At 55.7% G+C, this 18,744-nt stretch carries 19 protein-coding genes; 4 read left to right on the top strand and 15 right to left on the bottom strand.

Annotation, left to right across the window (positions count from 1 at the left end; all coding sequences use genetic code 11):
* Window positions 1-69 precede the first annotated feature (69 nt).
* Window positions 70-489 (top strand): hypothetical protein, encoded by a 420-nt coding sequence (locus tag BY447_RS06340; RefSeq protein WP_003850357.1) that lies wholly within the window; start codon window positions 70-72, stop codon window positions 487-489.
* Here the strand turns inward: BY447_RS06340 and speG are convergent, their stop codons facing one another.
* From speG to BY447_RS06310, 6 genes are all read right to left on the bottom strand, one after another.
* Window positions 490-1,035 carry a spermidine N1-acetyltransferase gene (speG, locus tag BY447_RS06335; RefSeq protein ID WP_003850356.1) on the bottom strand — a complete coding sequence of 182 codons (546 nt, stop codon included), beginning with the start codon at window positions 1,033-1,035 and terminating at the stop codon, window positions 490-492.
* Window positions 1,036-1,247: 212 nt separating this feature from the next.
* Complete coding sequence (locus BY447_RS06330) at window positions 1,248-1,925, bottom strand: ABC transporter ATP-binding protein (RefSeq protein ID WP_013358790.1); 678 nt, start codon at window positions 1,923-1,925, stop codon at window positions 1,248-1,250.
* Entirely contained in the window at window positions 1,918-2,748 is an 831-nt protein-coding gene (locus BY447_RS06325; RefSeq protein WP_061063185.1) for an ABC transporter ATP-binding protein, read from the bottom strand. Before BY447_RS06325 ends, BY447_RS06330 begins: the two co-directional genes overlap by 8 nt.
* Window positions 2,738-3,595, bottom strand: a complete 858-nt coding sequence (locus BY447_RS06320; protein WP_033733571.1) for an ABC transporter permease — start codon at window positions 3,593-3,595, stop codon at window positions 2,738-2,740. The genes BY447_RS06325 and BY447_RS06320 overlap by 11 nt, the downstream gene beginning before the upstream one ends.
* Window positions 3,592-4,644 (bottom strand): ABC transporter permease, encoded by a 1,053-nt coding sequence (locus tag BY447_RS06315; RefSeq protein ID WP_110330788.1) that lies wholly within the window; start codon window positions 4,642-4,644, stop codon window positions 3,592-3,594. Before BY447_RS06315 ends, BY447_RS06320 begins: the two co-directional genes overlap by 4 nt.
* Window positions 4,644-6,212: an ABC transporter substrate-binding protein gene (locus BY447_RS06310; RefSeq protein WP_110330787.1), complete on the bottom strand. Its 1,569-nt coding sequence runs from the start codon at window positions 6,210-6,212 to the stop codon at window positions 4,644-4,646. Before BY447_RS06310 ends, BY447_RS06315 begins: the two co-directional genes overlap by 1 nt.
* A 658-nt stretch (window positions 6,213-6,870) precedes the next feature.
* Between BY447_RS06310 and mgtA the strand changes: the two genes are divergently transcribed.
* Window positions 6,871-9,573, top strand: a complete 2,703-nt coding sequence (gene mgtA / locus BY447_RS06305) for a magnesium-translocating P-type ATPase (protein WP_110330786.1) — start codon at window positions 6,871-6,873, stop codon at window positions 9,571-9,573.
* Between the two features lie 10 nt (window positions 9,574-9,583).
* Entirely contained in the window at window positions 9,584-9,670 is an 87-nt protein-coding gene (mgtU, locus tag BY447_RS23635; protein WP_368668636.1) for a magnesium transporter protection protein MgtU, read from the top strand.
* Between the two features lie 56 nt (window positions 9,671-9,726).
* Here mgtU and BY447_RS06300 read toward each other — a convergent pair whose 3' ends face one another.
* The 7 genes from BY447_RS06300 to BY447_RS06270 all read right to left on the bottom strand — a co-directional run bounded on the left by BY447_RS06300 (window position 9,727) and on the right by BY447_RS06270 (window position 15,878).
* Window positions 9,727-10,581 (bottom strand): PA4780 family RIO1-like protein kinase, encoded by an 855-nt coding sequence (locus BY447_RS06300; RefSeq protein WP_110330785.1) that lies wholly within the window; start codon window positions 10,579-10,581, stop codon window positions 9,727-9,729.
* A gap of 316 nt (window positions 10,582-10,897) precedes the next feature.
* A complete protein-coding gene (locus tag BY447_RS06295; RefSeq protein ID WP_013358783.1) occupies window positions 10,898-11,386 on the bottom strand; it encodes a cold-shock protein in 489 nt (162 codons plus the stop codon).
* Between the two features lie 194 nt (window positions 11,387-11,580).
* Window positions 11,581-11,826, bottom strand: coding sequence for a DUF2543 family protein (locus BY447_RS06290; protein WP_013358782.1), 246 nt, complete (start codon window positions 11,824-11,826; stop codon window positions 11,581-11,583).
* A 114-nt stretch (window positions 11,827-11,940) separates the two neighbouring features.
* On the bottom strand, window positions 11,941-12,669 hold the full coding sequence (locus tag BY447_RS06285; RefSeq protein ID WP_110330784.1) for a proteasome-type protease: 729 nt from the start codon (window positions 12,667-12,669) through the stop codon (window positions 11,941-11,943).
* Between the two features lie 73 nt (window positions 12,670-12,742).
* Complete coding sequence (locus BY447_RS06280) at window positions 12,743-13,525, bottom strand: transglutaminase family protein (protein ID WP_110330783.1); 783 nt, start codon at window positions 13,523-13,525, stop codon at window positions 12,743-12,745.
* Window positions 13,522-14,448, bottom strand: coding sequence for an alpha-E domain-containing protein (locus BY447_RS06275; protein ID WP_013358779.1), 927 nt, complete (start codon window positions 14,446-14,448; stop codon window positions 13,522-13,524). The genes BY447_RS06280 and BY447_RS06275 overlap by 4 nt, the downstream gene beginning before the upstream one ends.
* Window positions 14,442-15,878, bottom strand: a complete 1,437-nt coding sequence (locus BY447_RS06270; protein WP_110330782.1) for a circularly permuted type 2 ATP-grasp protein — start codon at window positions 15,876-15,878, stop codon at window positions 14,442-14,444. Before BY447_RS06270 ends, BY447_RS06275 begins: the two co-directional genes overlap by 7 nt.
* A 236-nt stretch (window positions 15,879-16,114) precedes the next feature.
* Between BY447_RS06270 and BY447_RS06265 the strand changes: the two genes are divergently transcribed.
* A complete protein-coding gene (locus BY447_RS06265) occupies window positions 16,115-16,453 on the top strand; it encodes a hypothetical protein (protein ID WP_199226923.1) in 339 nt (112 codons plus the stop codon).
* Between the two features lie 261 nt (window positions 16,454-16,714).
* Here BY447_RS06265 and oxlT read toward each other — a convergent pair whose 3' ends face one another.
* Both oxlT and BY447_RS06255 read right to left on the bottom strand, forming a co-directional pair.
* On the bottom strand, window positions 16,715-17,989 hold the full coding sequence (gene oxlT / locus BY447_RS06260) for an oxalate/formate MFS antiporter (RefSeq protein ID WP_110330781.1): 1,275 nt from the start codon (window positions 17,987-17,989) through the stop codon (window positions 16,715-16,717).
* Window positions 17,990-18,443: 454 nt separating this feature from the next.
* A complete protein-coding gene (locus tag BY447_RS06255) occupies window positions 18,444-18,740 on the bottom strand; it encodes a contact-dependent growth inhibition system immunity protein (RefSeq protein WP_110330780.1) in 297 nt (98 codons plus the stop codon).
* Window positions 18,741-18,744: the final 4 nt, after the last annotated feature.

The raw sequence follows: 18,744 nt of genomic DNA, 5'->3' as shown, positions 1-18,744 counted from the left end.
GATGATAGCCCGATTGAGTCTGAAAGGGCGGTCTACACTCTGATCATTGATCACTCTGTGGACCCCTTCATGAAACAGCGAATTCTGGCTCTGGCCGCCGCACTGCTGCTTAGCGGCTGTGCCACCATTGTCGGCACTGAAACCCAGATGGTACGCATCGACTCTCTGCCGCAGGGCGCGCGCTTTACCGTGCAGGATGAGCGTGGCTATGCAGTGGCGCAGGGTTTCACGCCGCAGACCGTTGAGCTGGCTAAATCGACCGGTCGCTACTTCGGCAAAAAGCACTACCTGCTGATGCTGGAAAGCCCGGGCTACGTGCCGGTCACGGTGCCGATTGAGGCGCGCGCTAACCTCTGGTATCTGCTGGGCAACATTCCGCTGGGTGGATTCCCCGGCTGGCTGCTGGTCGATCCTTTCTATGGCGGCATGTACGACCTCAAGCCGGAACATCCGCGTCCCTTTATGAACCCGGTTGGCGCGCGCGGCTGATTACTGCGCGGTTGGCTTCACCATTCCGCCTGGCGTTTTATGGCGTTCCAGATACTGATGCTGGAAAATGCACATGCGGATGGTGTTGCGGTACTCCCCGTTAATGAAAAACTCATGCTTAAGCACGCCTTCGATCTCGAAGCCGAGCTTGGTGTAGATGTGGATCGCTTTTTCGTTTTCCTGATCGACAATCAGGTAGAGCTTATAAAGATTCAGCACTGAAAAGCCATAATCCATCGCAAGCTTTGCCGCCTGCGTGGCCAGCCCTTTGCCCTGATGCGCCGGATCGATAATGATCTGAAACTCAGCGCGGCGGTGCACATGGTTAATCTCGACCAGTTCCACTAATCCCGCTTTTTGCCCGCTGTGTTCCACCACAAAGCGGCGCTCGGTCTGATCGTGAATGTGTTTATTATAGAGATCGGACAGCTCCACAAATGCCTCATAAGGCTCCTCGAACCAGTAGCGCATCACGCTGGCGTTGTTATCCAGCTGATGGACAAAGTGCAGATCTTCCCGCTCCAGCGGACGCAGTTTTACCGTCATTACCTGACTCCTTTTTTAAAGAAACTGCGGCGAGTATACCGCATCAGCCTGGTGCTGCGATTTGCGCAGTCGCATACGGTTGCTGGCTTCAGCGAACAGTGCGCCGTTCCGGCAGGGGAGAAGAGAGGTTAACGGCGGGCATAGAGGCGTGTTAAGACAGGCGGGAGAAAACAATAGCGCCGGACGGCAGGTGAACGCCGTCCGGCCTGAGTTCAGGCAGAGATCTGCTCGATGATGCGACCCTGCGCCATACGCACCGCGCGATCGCACATGTGATCGATAACATCGGGATCGTGGCTGACCAGCACCATCGTCAGACCATCCTGTCGTTTCAGATCGTTGAGCAGATTAAGGATCTCGGCCTGCACTGACATATCCAGCGCTGACGTCGGCTCATCCAGCAGCAGGATCTTCGGCTGCAGCAGCAGGGCACGCACGATAGCGACGCGCTGACGCTGACCGCCGGAGAGCTGATGCGGATAGCGATCTGCCAGCGCAGGATCGAGTCCGACGTGACGGAAGCCCTGATCGATACGATCGTTGATATTGTCGCGTTTCAGCAGCTTCAGCGGCTCCGCCAGCGTGCGACGCAGGCGGTGACGTGGATGCAGCGAGGCATAAGGATCCTGAAACACCATCTGCACTTCCTGACGCAGTGCGCCGGTAAAGGCTTTGCCCGGCTGAACCTCGTGACCGGCAAGCTGCATCTGGCCCTGCCAGTGTGGATTGAGACCTGCCAGCACCCACAGCAGCGACGATTTGCCGCAGCCTGAAGGTCCTACCAGACCAAAACACTCGCCAGCGTTAACCTTCAGGTTGACCTCATGCACCACGGTGCGCAGTTCGTAACCCTGTTTATGGGCGACGCTGAGATTGTGTAACTCAATCATAATTCGCCTCCAGCGCAGCGCGATCCAGCACCGGTAAAGCCTGTCCGTGAGTCGCTTTGCCCGGGCGGCAGGCCCACAGCGTGCGGGTATAGGGATGGGTCGCGCGCGGCAGATCGGCGGCGGGCAGCGTATCCAGCAACCGGCCTTTGTACATCACCATCACCCGCTCGCAATGTTCCGAGACCTGCTGCAAATCATGGCTGATCAGCAGCAGACCCATGTTGCGCGCTTCCACCAGACCGCGGATCAGCGCCAGCACCTGATCGCGCATGGCGTGATCCAGTGCGGAGGTCGGTTCATCGGCGATCAGGAAGTCCGGATCGGTGATCAGTGCGATCGCCAGCATCACACGCTGGCCCATACCGCCAGAGAGCTGATGCGGATAGTGCTGCATCAGACGACGCGGATCGGGCAGGCCGACCGCATCCAGCATCTCGCACACCTTCTCTTTGCGCTCGGCACGGCTCAGACGGCGATGCAGGATCAGCGGCTCTTCTACCTGCCAGCCAATCGTACGCGTCGGATTAAGGGCATACTTTGGGTCCTGCATTACCATCGCCACGCGGTTACCGCGCAGCTGGTTCCAGTGGCGCTCACTCAGCGTCAGCACATTCTCACCGGCGACCTGAAGCTGGCTGGCCTGCAGATGCAGCGCGGGCGAGAGCAAGCCCATCAGGCTGCGGGCAGTGAGTGACTTGCCGGAACCGGACTCACCCACCAGCGCCACACGCTCGCGGCCCACGGAAAAACTGATGTTATCGACCAGCAGCGCATCATCGCTGCGAATGGTCAGCCCTTCGGCATGGAGCAGATTATTTTGCATGACGGGTATCCAGTCGGTCGCGCAGGCCATCGCCTGTCAGGTTAAAGGCCAGGCTGGCAAACAGAATGGCCGCGCCCGGTGCGGCAGCAACCCACCACTGATCGAAGATCACTTTACTGCCTTCGGCGACCATTGAACCCCATTCCGCCGTCGGCGGCTGAACGCCCATGCCGAGGAAGCCAAGACCGGCCGCGGCCAGGATAATCCCGCCCAGGCTCAGCGCGGCGCGGACCACCGCAGTCGGCATACAGAGCGGCAGGATATGACCAAACATCAGGCGAAAGCCCGTAATCCCCTGCATCCGCGCAGCGGCAAGGTAGTCGCTGCGGCGCAGTGCCAGCGTTTCAGCGCGCGCCTGACGGGCAAACGGCGGCCAGCTGGTCAGCGCCAGTGCCAGCGCACCGTTCATCAGGCCAGGGCCGAGAATCGCCACCAGCGCCAGCGCGATCACCAGGTTCGGCAGCGACAGGAAGATATCGGTAATGCGCATCAGCAGGCGTTCAGTCCAGCCGCCAACGTAACCGGCGGTGATGCCGATCAGCAGCCCGGCCGGAATGGTCAGCACCAGAATCAGCGACACCAGCAGCAGCGTAGGACGTGCGCCGTAAATCACGCGCGACAACAGATCGCGGCCAAAGCCGTCGGTGCCAAACCAGTGCTGCGCCGACGGTGCCAGCAGGCGGCTCGACATGGTCTGCATATTCGGATCGAATGGCGCAATCAGCGGTGCCAGCAGCGCCATCAGGATAAGAATCGCCACCAGCGTCAGCCCAACGGTTAACGAGGTCACGCGTTGACGGCGACGGCGTGGTCGCAGCGTTTCGAGTTCAGAAAGTTGTTGCGTCATCGGGTTCTCGGATCGGTTAACCAGGTTAAAACATCCGCCAGGGCGTTAATCAGAATAAAGCAGCTGCCGATCAACAGGGTGGAGCCCAGAATCGCCGGTACATCGCCGGAGAACAGCGCATTGGTCATGTAGCGACCCACACCCGGCCAGGCGAAGACGGTTTCAGTCAGCACCGAGCCTTCCAGCAGGGTGGCGTAGGAGAGGGCGATCACCGTGACCAGCGTGCCCAGCACGTTAGGGAAGATATGGCGCAGCAGGATGCGCACCCGACCCGCGCCTTTGGCACGCGCCAGCACCACATACTCTTTGCTGCTCTCTTCCAGCAGCGCAGCACGCAGCAGGCGGGTAATGCCCGCCATCGCCAGCAGGCCGAGGATCACCACCGGCAGCCAGAGGTGCGCAATCGCATTGCGGAACATCTCCGGTTCACCCGACAGCCAGCTGTCGATCAGCACAAAGCCGGTCTTCGGCTCCAGGGTATAAACCCAGATATCATCCAGCCGTCCCGGTCCGGCGGACCAGTGCAGCACCGCATAAAAGAGCAGCAGGCCCAGCAGGCCGAGCCAGAACACCGGCACCGAGTAGCCCAGCAGCGAGATAAAGCGGGCGAGGTTGTCGATCCAGCTGCCCGGTTTCCATGCCGCCAGCAGCGCCAGCGTGACACCGAACACCACCGCGAAGATCATCGCGCAGGTCGCCAGCTCAATGGTAGCGGGGAAGGTGGTCATCAGGTCGCCACTCACCGACTGATTGGTCAGACGGGAGACACCCAGATCGCCCTGCGCCAGATGTTCGATGTAGCGCCAGAACTGCATCAGCACCGGCTGATCGAGCCCCAGGTCGTGACGTACCTGTTGATAGGTTGCTTCACTGGCGTGATCGCCAGCGATCTGCTGCACCGGATCAATCGGCGAGAGATGCGACAGCATAAAGGTGAAGGCGAGCAGGCCAAGCAGCGTGACCAGCAGCGACAACACGCTACCGATCAGCCGTCCGCCACGCTGCCAAAAAAGCCGGGCGAACCCGGCTGAAGAAACAGACTGTGCCATTACTTAGTGACCTGCGAGTAATACACCATGTCAGGGTTAATGCCCTGGACATAGCCTTTCAGGTTGTCGCGCACGGCGATCAGGTTCTTCGCCTGCATGCCAATCACGTAAGGGGAGTTCTTCATGACTTCACGCTGCATCGCTTCATACAGCGCGATGCGCTTCTTCGGATCGCTTTCCGCCGTCGCCGCAATTACCTGCTTGTTCAGCTCAGGAATGTGCCAGTCTGAGCGGTAAGCGATGGTTTTGCTGCCATCTTCCGGGTTGTAAGCAAACGAGGCGGCGTTGGTGTTGGGATCGAAGTAGTCGGAGCCCCAGGCGTTCAGCGTCGCTTCATATTTATGCGCTTTAACGTTGGTTGAGACTTCGGAGCTCAGGCCGGGCACCACTTCCACTTTCACGCCCGCTTTGGCGAAGCTGCCCTGCAGCGCCTGCGCAATATCCAGATAAGGCGGCTGGTTGCTGGTGGAGAGCTTGAAGGTGACGTTGTTCAGGCCCGCTTTCTTCAGAATCGCTTTGGCTTTTTCCGGGTCGTAGCTGTATGGCGTGTCGTTGATTGCGCCCAGGAAGCCCTTCGGCAGGAAGCTCTGATGCACGTCGAACTGACCTTTCAGCAGCTCATTAGCAATACCTTTGTAATCCCACAGGTAGCGTGCCGCTTCCCAGAAGGCCGGGTTCTTCATCGTGTCGTTCGCGCCGATGTTGAACTGGATGTAGTAGAGCGACGCCATTGGAATCGCTTCTGTCTTCACGCCAGGTTTGCCGTTTAGCGCAGCAATCTGATCGGCACCCAGGTTACGGGCGATATCGGCATCACCCTGTTCCAGTAGCAGACGACGCGCCGCCGGTTCCGGTACGTTCTTGATCAGGATGTTCTTCATTTTTGGTGCGCCCGCCGGTGAGGTCGGGTTGGCGCTGAGCAGCACCACCTGATGCATCACCACTTTGCGGATCTGATACGGACCACTGCCCGCTGAGTGGGTTGCCAGCCAGGCGTTACCGAAGTCGCCGTTCTTCGCATTCGCCATCGCCGTTTTTTCATCGACAATGGACGAGACCGGCGCAGAGAGCAGGCTCAGTACGTAAGTCGGGCTGACGTTAGCGGTCCAGCTGATCTGCACATGATTGTCGTCAACCTTCTTCAGGAAGCCATCGACGTTATCTTTGGTCCAGCCGAGCTGCGTCAGGATGAAAGAGGGATCGAGATTCAGTTTCACCACGCGGCCCAGGGAGAAGATCACATCTTCCGGACGCAGCGGGTTACCGGTGGAGAATTTCGCATCTTTGCGCAGTTCAAAGGTCAGGCTGCGGTTATCGCTGCCGGGCTGCCACGAAGTGGCCAGTGTCGGTTTCAGGTCCACCGGATTATGCGGGTCAGACTGTACCAGACGCTGATAGATATTCGTAAAAGCCTGAACGCTGGTCAGTTCAAACCCTTTGGCCGGGTCGAAGCTGTCGGCGTCGTCGGTAGATTGGGCAATCACCAGCGTATCTTTTGGTGTTGCGGCCTGTGCTGTGAAGGCGGCAGCCAGCGTCAGCGCCAGCAGTGATGGAATTATAGTTTTCATGAAATTTCCTTGCCTCTAAAAAGTTACGCGAGTTTACGAAAGCGCCGATGCGAAGAATAGTCTAATATAGGCTAACCATATGCCAAAAGGTTATAAGTATTAGGTTGTGGTTATAAGAAGATCGCCATGTTGTAACCGAAGCGGCAACCTGAGCAGAAACAAATCCTCAACGAAGCGGTTATTTATTTCTGAATCGCTTTACCCCAATATTCCTCTCTCTATAATAGCGGCAAATAACTTCAGGAGAATTCAGTTGGACAGTCACCCTAGATTAATTTTAATTCTGGCAAGCTGAATTTTCTCTGCTGCTTGCCAACCGGCGAGCAGCGATCCCCGCTTTAATTAACGATCGCGCTCCTTGTTTTTAATCCTGTCAGCTACAGGAGTGCACGTTATGCTGCTGTTTATCCTAGCCCTTTTTCCTCCACCCCGACTGGCGTAGCTCAGGCTGCGCCCGAACGCCGATATCAGACCTTTAAAACGCAGCGCTTAACAGGCGTTACGTCATCCTGCGCGCGTCATTATTTTTCACGCAGGCGGAATAACGTCATTATTCCCAAAGGTCACCTTATTAAATAACCCGGCCACGCCAGGTTTTATCCATGCACCTTATTTTGCGTGCAGGACAACTATTGCTTTAAATCAGGGAGATGTCGAAATGAGCGACATGAAACTGGAACAGGTTGCGATCACCTCATCCGGCAACCGTAACGATAAAAAAAGTAAAAAAATATTTGCTGTCGCACAGCAGGCAGGCCAGCACGTTGAGATGACGCTGGCGAACCTGCGCAGTCAGCGTCAGGGTCTGACTCAGGCTGAAGCGGCGAAACGACTGGCTCTGTATGGCCGCAATGAAGTGGCACATGAGAAAGCACCACCGGCGCTGATTCAGCTGCTGATGGCGTTTAATAACCCGTTTATCTACGTCCTGCTGGTCCTGGCGCTGGTGAGCTTCTTTACCGACTATATATTGCCGCTGCGCGCCGGTCAGGAGACCGATCTCTCCGGCGTCATCATCATCTGCACCATGGTGATGCTGAGCGGGCTGCTGCGCTTCTGGCAGGAGTTTCGCACCAACTGTGCGGCGCAGGCGCTGCAGTCACTGGTTCGCAGCCAGGTCACCGTGCTGCGGCGGGAAGCGGGCAGTGAAACCGCGCAGCGTCAGGATGTGGATATGAGTGAGCTGGTGCCGGGCGACATTATTCTGCTCAGCACCGGCGATCAGGTGCCTGCCGATGTGCGTCTGCTGAGTTCCCGCAATCTGTTTATCAGTGAAGCGGTGCTGACTGGCGAGTCGCTGCCGGTCGAGAAACACAGCAGCGATGCGGGTATTGATGCTGAAGAGCAGACTGCCCAGGAGCTGCTGGCGTCACCGAACATCTGCCTGATGGGCACCAGCGTGGCCAGCGGCACAGCCAGCGCCGTCATCGTTGCGACCGGAGGCGAAACCTGGTTTGGTTCACTGGCCTCATCGCTGACCGGAAGTCGTCCACAGACTGCGTTTGACCGTGGGGTGAACAGCGTCAGTAAACTGCTGATCCGCTTTATGCTGGTGATGGTTCCTGTGGTGCTGATAATTAACGGCTTCACCAAAGGGGACTGGATGGATGCCACGCTGTTTGCTCTGGCGGTCGCGGTCGGGCTGACCCCGGAAATGCTGCCGATGATTGTCAGCGCTAATCTGGCCAAAGGCGCCATTGCGATGTCCCGGCGCAAAGTGATCGTCAAAAAGCTCAACGCCATTCAGAATCTTGGCGCGATGGATGTGCTCTGCACCGATAAAACCGGCACGCTCACTCAAGACACTATCCTGCTGGCGCATCATCTGGATGCGCAGGGCAGTGAAGATGAGCAGGTCCTGCTGCTGGCCTGGCTTAACAGTGGCAGCCAGAGTGGCGCAAAAAACCTGATGGATCGCGCCGTGCTCTGCGCAGGCGATAAAGTCATTTCACAGACTCAGCGCAGTCAGTATCAGCTGGTTGATGAGCTGCCGTTTGATTTTACCCGCCGTCGCGTGTCGGTGCTGGTGGAAAATCTGACTCATCATCGCTCGCAACTGATCTGCAAAGGCGCAGTTGAAGAGATGCTGGCAGTCAGCGTTGCCGTGCGGCAGGGTGATGCGGTCGTTGCACTGGATGCGGCACAGCGTGCGGCGTTGCTGGCGCAGACTGAACGCTATCATCAGCAGGGTTATCGCGTGCTGCTGGTGGCAACCCGTGATGGCGAGCTGCACGCGCCGCTCAGCGATAGTGATGAGCGCGATCTGGTTATCCAGGGCATGCTGACCTTCCGCGATCCACCAAAAGCCAGTGCCGGTAAGGCGATTAAAGCCCTGCGCGACAGTGGTGTAACGGTGAAAGTACTGACCGGTGACAATCCGCTGGTGACGCTGCGGGTCTGTGCCGATGTCGGGCTGACCGATCCGGCCATGCTGACCGGCGATCAGATTGAGGCGATGAACGATGATGAGCTGGCACTGGAAGCAGAGCGCTGCACCCTGTTTGCCCAGCTGACGCCGTTGCAGAAATCACGTCTGGTGCGCCTGATGCAGCAGAACGGTCACACTGTCGGATTCCTCGGCGATGGTATCAATGACGCGCCTGCCCTGCGGGCGGCTGACACCGGTATTTCTGTGGACAGCGCGGCGGATGTGGCGAAAGCCTCATCGGACATCATCCTGCTGGAGAAAGATCTTCAGGTGCTGAATGAGGGGGTACTCAAAGGACGCGAGACCTTTGGCAACATCATCAAATATCTCAACATGACCGCCAGCTCCAACTTCGGCAACGTGTTCTCGCTGCTGGTGGCCAGTGCCTTTATTCCGTTTCTGCCGATGCTGTCGATTCATCTGCTGATTCAGAACCTGATGTATGACGTCTCCCAGCTGGCGCTGCCGTGGGACAAGGTTGACCGTGAGTTTCTGAATAAGCCGCGTAAATGGGATGCCGGCAACATTAAACGCTTCATGCTGTGGATGGGTCCGACGTCATCAATTTTTGACGTCACCACCTTTGCGCTGATGTGGTTCGTTTTCGGCGCTAACCATGCAGGCGTGCAGTCGCTGTTCCAGTCTGGCTGGTTTATCGAGGGACTGCTGTCACAGACGCTGGTGGTACATATGCTGCGTACCCGGAAGATTCCGTTTATCCAGAGTCGTGCCACTTTACCGGTGATGCTGACCACGCTGGCGGTGATAGCGCTGGGCATCCTGATCCCGTTCTCACCGCTGGGTGCAATGGTCGGTCTGGTGCCGCTGCCATGGCAATATTTCCCGTGGCTGGTGCTGACGCTGTTCAGCTACTGTCTGGTGGCGCAGGGCATGAAACGTTTCTATATCCGTCGGTTTGGTCAGTGGTTCTAGGGAGGCAAAGATGAAAAAAGGCAGGCTTGATACGGTATTTGTCGGCGTGATGATCATCGGCTTAACTCTGATTGCGCTGACGGTCGTCGTTAGATGAAAGGATTGTGATAGTGCGGTAGCACAGAGGCAGCGAGACAACTCGCTGCCTTTTTTCTAATCTTCGTCGCGCTCACGGCTGGCGCGCTGGCGCTCGTAGTATTCATCTTCTGCGGTGATGATCTCATCCATCAGCGAATCCATATCCACCACGCGCTCCTCTTCAACAAACTGTCCGGTCAGCGGTGTTTCCGGGGTCAGCTTGCCATCTTCATAAAGCTGCCAGATCTCTTTGGCATAGCGCGTCTTCAGCAGCGCCGGAGCGAACTGACCGTAGTAGGAGGTAATGTTGTCTACGTCACGTTCGAACATCGACTCAGCATGGTTATTGGCTGCCGCATCGACCGCCTGTGGCAGGTCGATAATCACCGGTCCCTGCTCGTCCAGCAGCACGTTGAATTCGGATAAGTCACCATGGACGATACCGGCACAGAGCATACGCACGATGTTGCGAATCATGGTGTGGAAGTCGGTGATCGCCTCTTCTTCGGAAAGCGTGACGTCGCTGAGGCGCGGCGCGACAGAGCCATTGGCGTCGATCACCAGCTCCATCAGTAACACGCCGTCAATGCAGAGATAAGGCTGGGGCACGCGAACACCGGCATTAGCCAGGCGGAACAGGGCGTCTACTTCGGCAGTCTGCCAGGACTCCTCCTGCTGCTTACGGCCAAACTTCGTGCCTTTCTGCATGGCGCGGGCGTTACGGCTGTTGCGGGTTTTACGTCCTTCCTGATACTGCACCGCCTGCTTGAAGCTACGCTGGGTCGCTTCTTTATAAACTTTGGCGCACTGCACTTTACCGCCGCAAAGCACGGTATAGACGTCTGCTTCTTTGCCGCTTTTCAGCCGCTGCAGCACATCGTCAATGAGGCCGTCATCGACCAGGGGCTGGATTCTGTTTGGGATTTTCATGCGGCTTTATACCTTATTTCACCCGCTTTTCGTATCACTTTGCGATGATGGAAAACATTGGCAATGACTGAACAAAGTATCTGATTCTACCCTGGAAAGACGTGTTGTGGGGATGAACCTTGATGTGTTGTGCTTTTGACCTTTGTTTTATCATAAACAACGGATTAGGCGGGAGAGCAGGGCGGTTTTATCTGCCAGAGATTCGCTTTTTCACGGCACCGGGCAGCATCATGTCAGAGAGATGTGCCTGAATGGCAGGCGGATGCGGGCATAAAGGCCGAAATCCTGCTCACAGAATCCCGGCCTGCCTGCGGGATTACTTCAGACCTTTAAGCACTTTAACCGTGCTTTCGATGTCGATCTCATCTTCGGAGAAGATCAGCGTCGTTCCCTGGAAAGTGGTCACCGCCAGCTTTTTCAGCGAGCGCATCTCACTGGCGTTCGGGTCAGACTTCGGACGGATATTATTCAGCAACAGGCCCACTGAAAGCACCGCGTTCTCTTTATCGACACCAGCATCAACCGGGACGTCTTCGTTGTAAACCAGGTAAGACTTAATCGAAGTGATCTTCAGCCGCTCACCTGCGATATAGATGTATTTGCTGGTCGGCGCGACCTTCACCGCATAGGCGGATAAGCCTTTGTTGTTGGTGGTGGGTTCAAATGTCACCGCCGCATCTTTCTTAATCAGATCAGGATTGGCGACTTTAATCACATGAAAATAGCGGTTATCACCGTTTTCATCTTTGATAAAGCCAAAACCTTTATCTTCAAACCAGGTTGTGATCGTTCCGTTCATCGCCATTTTTGCCTGCTTAATCTACTCAGTTTTTTACAGCGCGCAGTGTAAAACACAATGCCTGCGCAGACTATATAAGTCTGGATGATAATTTACGGCCGGGCAAGAGGCTGGGGCGGATGCCCGACGCGGAGGTGAATGCGGTAGTCAGAAAGGTTAACCGGCGGACGGCGCAACGCTCGTCTGCCGGTGCATATCTCTTACTCGTTGCCCCAGCGGTTCAGGAACTCGGCGATATCATCAATACGCTGCTCATCGATACCCGCTTCGCGCGCCATATCCTGCTGCGACTCTTCACTGATCTCTTCGTTGTTCATCAGACGGGTAATCAGCAGCTGGAAGTAATGCGCCAGCGGAGTACGCTCTGCTTCGCTGACCGACTTAGCCGCCTCCGTCGCGTACTCGTCTGCGACATCATAATATTTGAGAGAAATTTCGTTGTTCATAAGGGGATCCGCAGAGTTGAAAGTAAGTAGCGACCGGATTCTGACCCGGCTTGTGGAGGTATTATTTCGTGTTTGGGTTGGGGCTGTAAAGGGGAACAGGATGCCTGGTTCTGACTAGAGAACCAGCGGCGGTAGCTGTCTGAAGGTGTTGACTAAGCCTTCTCCCCAGCCTTTACGGATAGTACTGAAGTACGGGTGGTCTTCGGTAATGCGGTATTGCCGGGCATCGCTGTAGCTGTCACACGGGTAGATCATCACGTCGAGCGGCAGACCAACGGACAGATTGCTGCGCAGGGTCGAATCCAGTGAAATCAGCGCGCATTGCATCGCCTGCTCCAGAGACATGTCGTAGTGCAGCACCCGGTCAATAATCGGTTTGCCGTACTTGCTTTCACCAATCTGGAAATAGGGCGTATCGCGGGTGGCTTCGATGAAATTACCCTGAGGATAAATATGGAACAGGCCAATATCATCCCCGTTGATTTGCCCGCCGAGCAGAAGGTTGCAACTGAAGTCTGTCGTGCTGCCATTCTGTTGCGCCTCACTGTCACGCTGGATCACCTCACGAACCGTTTCGCCTATCAGCGACGCGGCCTCGTAGAGGCTGGAGACATTCAGCAGATTGGGACAATCGGCATTCCTGCTGCGGTGTCGCAGCAAGCTGATGATACTTTGCGTGGTCGCCAGATTACCGGCAGTCTGAAGCACCAGCGTACGATCGCCGTCCTGATGAAACACGTGCAGTTTACGGAAGGTGGAAATATGATCCACGCCAGCATTAGTCCGTGAATCGGATGCAAAGACCAGCCCGGATGACAGGCGCATGGCCACACAATAGGTCATACCACACTTCCTTCAAAAAAAGATTTGCACGCCATCAGCGTGCATGAAGTTTTCACCATCAGCAAGTCGCGATTTACATCATTTGTACGGCAGCAATCGCGCACATATCTTCGTATCCACCGCCAATCCGTAAACCGCGCACCGGACAGGCATCCAGGTAATCAATGCCGACGGCAAGCTTAAGATGTTGATCAGGCATGCGAGTATTGTTGGTGACGTCAAAGCAGTGCCAGCGGTCTTCCACCCAGACTTCGGCCCAGGCATGGGTCGCGACATGGGTAGAATCTTTGCTGTGCAGGTAACCGCTGACGTAGCGGGCCGGTATATTCAGGCTACGACAGCAGCTCAGAAAGACATGCGTATGATCCTGGCAGACGCCGGTACGGGCGGCGAAAGCCTCCGCGGCACTGTCGGTCACAAGGGTAGAACCTGGGGTGTAAGGCATCCTGAGCAGCAGGTCTCCCATCAGGTTTTCCAGGGCGGCCAGTATCGCCTGAGGCTGATGATAACGCAGGGCAAACGCCTGAATCGCCGCATCGGGCTGGGTCAGCGGACTGTGGCGCAGGAAAACCAGCGGCGACAGATGTCCCTGAGCCTGATCTTCAATGCCGTGTTCAATCTCTACCACGCCATGTACCTGAATGGTGATGGACTCATGCGGTTCATCGAGTGTCAGAACATGCATGATGTTGCCGAAGGCATCCGTGGTGCAGACCGCCTTCTCCGGCAAGGTCAGTTGCCAGGAAAGTATGCGTTGATGAGGCGATTCTTGAGGCGTCAGACGCAGGTACTGGATACTCCGTTGCACTGCCTGGTCGTAGCGATAGTGCGTGTTGTGCTCAATGCTAAGTTTCATTGCGCCTCCAGATACGTGTGATGAATACTTTCGGCGATCTCGTTGACCTGGGCGAGAAAGGCTTCCAGCCAGTTGTTCAGCCCGATTCTGTTCAGGTCTTTCATGGAACTGAAGCGCAGCTCGGCGTGCAGGATGTGCGCGAGGCGGCGTGGCGGGTTTGCACGGCCACCAATCAGCTCCAGTTGCTGAACCATATCGTTGATACACGCCAGCAACGAACGCGGCAGCTCGTTACGCAGGATCATCAGTTCGGCGATGGTCTCCCGGCTCAGGGGCTGCTTATAAATACTATGGTAGGCTTCGCGCGCACTTACTGCCTGCAGCAGTGTGTCCATGCGGTAATATTCGCGCACCGGATCGTCATCAATGTCCATCAGTCGGTTCTTCACCTCCAGCAGACGGGCGGTGCCATCAGCCCGTTCCAGCAGCGTCCCCAGGCGGATAAAGTGCATCGCATCGCTGCGGAGCAGGGTACCGAACATGGCACCGCGGAACAGATGAGAGCGCTCTTTCACCCAGTCAAAGAAGGCGTCGGCACCGTCTGAGCCGATGCCCTGACGGCGTATCGATTTCATCCCGATCCAGGTGGCATTGATACACTCCCAGACTTCGGATGACAGGCTGCCACGCACCGCATGCGCGTTGTTCCAGCCCATCTGCAGGCAACTGAAAATGCTGCTGTGATTCCGGTTATCCAGGGCGAAAAAACTGACCAGATTGGGCATCGTCAATGTCGGGTAGGTCTCAGCATACAGCCCGCTGGTGCTGGTCAGGTTGAGCGGTACCAGCAGATCATGCGTCCCCCCGTTACGGATTGGCATCATCGACAGCTTGTTGGTGACGTCCAGCACCCGGGCGATATTTTCTGCCCGTTCCAGATAGCGGGCCATCCAATAGAGTTCACTGGCTGTGCGGCTCAGCATAGATCATCCTCCAGTACCCAGGTGTCCTTGGTTCCGCCGCCCTGAGATGAATTGACGACCAGCGATCCTTCCGTCAACGCGACGCGGGTAAGCCCGCCGGGAACCAGTCGGATCTCTGCACCACTGAGCGCAAAGGGCCGGAGATCGATATGACGCGGTGCCAGGCCGTCGTTGACAAACGTGGGACAGGTGGACAACGCCAGCGTGTTTTGCGCGATGTAATTCTGCGGGCGCGCCAGCAACAGGTCACGGAAGTGGGCGAGCTCAGCTTTGCTCGCGGCAGGGCCAATCAACATGCCGTAGCCCCCAGCGCCATGAACTTCTTTCACCACCATTTTTTCGAGGTTGGCCAGCACATACGACAGCTCATTTTTATGTCTGCACTGCCAGGTTGGTACGTTGTTGAGGATCGGTTCTTCCTGCAGATAAAAGCGCACCATATCCGGTACGTAGGGGTAGATAGATTTGTCATCAGCCACGCCCGTGCCGATGGCATTGGCCAGGACAACATTGCCAGCCCGATAAACTGACAGCAGTCCTGGTACGCCGAGCATGGAGTCCGGGCGGAACGCCAGCGGATCGAGGAAAGCATCGTCAACCCGACGATAGATCACATGTATTCTGCATGGCCCGGCCGTCGTGCGCATGAACAGCATGCCATCCTTAACGAACAGATCGGCACTTTCAACCAGCTCAACGCCCATCTGCTGCGCCAGAAAACTGTGTTCGAAGTAAGCGCTGTTAAAGCGGCCTGGGGTCAATACCACCACGGTGGGATCGTTGACGGGTGAGCTTTCGCGCAGCGTTTGCAGCAGATGCGAGGGATAGCGTTCTACGGGGGCAATGCGTTGCTGCGCAAACAGTTCCGGATAGAGCCGCATCATCATCTTACGGTTCTCCAGCATATAGGAGACGCCGGAGGGGGTGCGCAGGTTATCTTCCAGGACGTAATATTCGCCATCACTGTTGCGCACCATATCCACGCCGATAATGTGTGCGTAGATGTTACGGTGGAGATCAACACCCTGCATGCAGGGCTGATACTGTTCGTTAGCCAGAACCTGTTCTGCCGGAATGACGCCCGCTTTCAGAATGTGTTGTTCATGGTAGATATCGTAGAGAAAGGCATTGAGCGCCTGCACACGCTGACGAATACCGGCATCGAGCATGGCCCACTCGGCAGCCGGGATAATACGGGGCACGCTGTCGAACGGGATCAACCGTTCAGCGCCATTGTCGTCATCGTAGACATTGAAGGTAATCCCTACCCGGTGAAACAGCAGGGCGGCTTCTTCTCGCTTGCGCTGTACCGCCTGGTGATCGGCCTGCTGCAGCCATTGCCAGTAGGCGGCGTAGTGGTCACGGTGTTCACCTTCAGCCAGAAGCATCTCATCAAAAAAGGGTGAAGCGGAGAGATTGATATTCAGCATCGTCACCTCGCAGACGTTAAAGGCTGTCACTCTATCCAAGCATAAAGTGTGCCAGCCTCAGAAGAAGCGGAACGGTGCAACGCCGTGATAGTGCAAGGGTTAAAGCACTTTTTTGGTGCAGGCGCAGAGCAGCAATGTCTTAATATGGCGCTTAGTTTTTCGTGGTGAACAACAAAATGGTCATGGCTCAGGCGTCTTCAGCCCATGAATAGTGTCGCTCAGACGGTCACGGTAATATGCGGAATTTTATCGATCTGCCGGGCGCGCTCGGGCAGGTGAATCTGGAAAAAGTTATCGCCGCGCAGCTGGATGCCTTTCTGGTCAGCGGTGGCGTCAGGACGCCGATAGCGGGCGATCCACTACCCGCCGGTTTAGTGCTGGGCACGCAGACTACTGCAGAACAGGCGAGTGCCAGCATGAAGCCGCTGCTGGCGCGTAAAGGTATCAGCATGCTGAAAGCGGTTGAAGCCGATCGCAGTTTTGGCATCTGGTACCATTCCTCCTGTAACGTGCTGGCCGTGCAGTTCTTCGCCAGGGTGTTTTATCCGCAGCAGTTTGCCGATCCCGATGCGTAGCAAACGCAAAAAAACTATAACCCGTTCCTCGCCGTCGAACTGACCGGCACTTACTGGACCGAGTAAAAAGGACTTTGCCCCGGCTGCCGGGGCGTTTTAATTCACGCAGAGAAGAGAATGAAGATCAGCGGATGGTCACTGTCTCCGCTATCGAGCAGAGTCTTAACGATGCGCCTGGAGTTCTGACAGGCGAAGTATTTTCAATGGCAATACACGCAGTCGGGGGACACTGTTTTAAGCGCTTTATTCACTACCGGATAATCAGCGTGAAAGAGTATCTTGCGCCTGCATAAATCGCGCACGCCAGGGCTTGAGAACCCACAACGCCAGACCGGCGGTGATGAAGTCGAAGGTAATCGCGCAGCCAAAGACCAGGTGCCAGTTATGAGTGTGCTGATACATCAGCGCCGCCAGCGGTCCGCCAAAGACCGCGCCGATACCCTGCGAGATATAGAGCCAGCCATAGTTCGCTGAGGCATTTTCACTGCCAAAGGTGTCGGTCAGTGTGGAGGGGAACAGCGAGAAGATTTCGCCCCAGCCAAAGAACACGACGCCTGAAAGCAGTACGAAGAGCAACGGATCTTCACGGCAGGCAAGCCACAGCATCATCGCCACACCTTCCAGCGCGAAGGCAATAAACATCGTATTTTCGCGGCCGTAGTGGTCAGAAATAAAACCAAAGAGGGGACGTGTTAAACCGTTAGTAAAACGATCAATGGTCAGCGCCAGCGGCAGGGCGGCCATGCCGAAAATCACCGCCTTGCTGATGCCGAAGTCTTCGGCAAAAATCGCCATCTGCGAAGTCACCATCAGCCCTGAAGTCGACATCATGGTCATCATCATGAACATCAGCCAGAACAATGGCTGGCGCAGCATTTCCCCGGATTTAAACTGGCGCTGGCCCAGCACGGGAGACGGTGTTTTGCTGGCCGGTATCATCATGCTGGTTTCAGGCAGTCTCAGGTTCTGGCTGGCGAGAAGACCCATAGCGGCGAAGATGAGGCCAAATGTCGTCATCGTCTGCTCCAGCCCGTAGCTATTAAGAGAAATAGAAATCGGGAAGGTGGTGAAAATTGCCCCCATGCCGTAGCCCGCCGCCACGGTTCCGGCGGCAAAGCCGCGCTGCTGTGGAAACCACTTCATCACCAGTCCCACCACGCCGATGTAAACAATACCCGTTCCCAGTCCGCCAAGGCAGCCATAGGCCAGATACAGTGAGGTCAGGCTGTTGACCCGGGCAGCGATCACCCAGCTGAAACCTGCCATCAGTGTACCGATGGAGATCAGCAGACGTGGTCCAAAGCGCTCGACCAGCCGACCCTGAAAAGGTGAGAAAAAGGTCTGCAGAATAATCAGCAGCGAGAATGTGACCTGCAGTTCCGCCAGTCCGACGCCGAGTTTGGCAATCATCGGTTTGGTTAACAGCGTCCAGACATATTGCGGGCTGGAAATGGCTGCCATGCAAAGTAATCCAAGCAGAAGTTGTACCCACTTGCTGTGTTTCGCTATTACTACCGGTTCGCTCATTAAGGCCATTGTCTGTCTCCATAATTACGCTTTGCTCTGCTTAATCACTTTTTTGTCGTCGCACCTATTCAAACCATTACCTTCAAATGCTCCTTCTCCGAAACCATCCCGATACGCGGATATGTACGTAAAGCGATAAAGCAGGATGTGTGCCAGTTTAAAAAAATTACTAAATTCAATTAGTAATAGAATTACGGGCGGAATAAATGTGATGAGGTGTAAAAAATGAGTGCGCTGAGATGGTGCGAAGGAGATGGTTGATTGCCAGTCAGAAAGGCCATCGGGTACATTCTGATATTCGAGGTGATGCAGCGAAAGGCGTTATTGGAAAAAGATGACCAGGCGTTTGAAATGTTCGAATTGAGGACACAAAAAAGCCCGCAAAGCTTTCACCTTGCGGGCTCTCAGGACTTCGATGATGGTTCTGGTAACCATCAATCAGGAAAATATCCTCCCGGAAACCTCATTTCTCTGACGAGACCTGACGTACTGTCATCAGGAATTCATGAGCAGTGGTTTCCCAAAGTTCAGGCGAAAAATCAAACCCGTATCGTTTCCTGAACTCCTCTTCGACACCGTCACCATAGGCGGAGATAAAATCATCAACTTCTTCGGCGAGATCTTTGAGCATCCAGTCTGGTACTGACTTTTTGAATAGCCGTACTATGCCTTCGACCGTATCCTCGCCATCATTGATGATGTCCGCGTCCTGGTTGAAATAACCTAAAATAAGTTGGTCAAGGAAGTGGAATTTTTGCATTTTG

The organism is Pantoea sp. JKS000250, assembly GCF_003201065.1.
Classification (GTDB): domain Bacteria; phylum Pseudomonadota; class Gammaproteobacteria; order Enterobacterales; family Enterobacteriaceae; genus Pantoea; species Pantoea vagans.
This window is presented reverse-complemented; position numbering and strand designations above follow the sequence as displayed.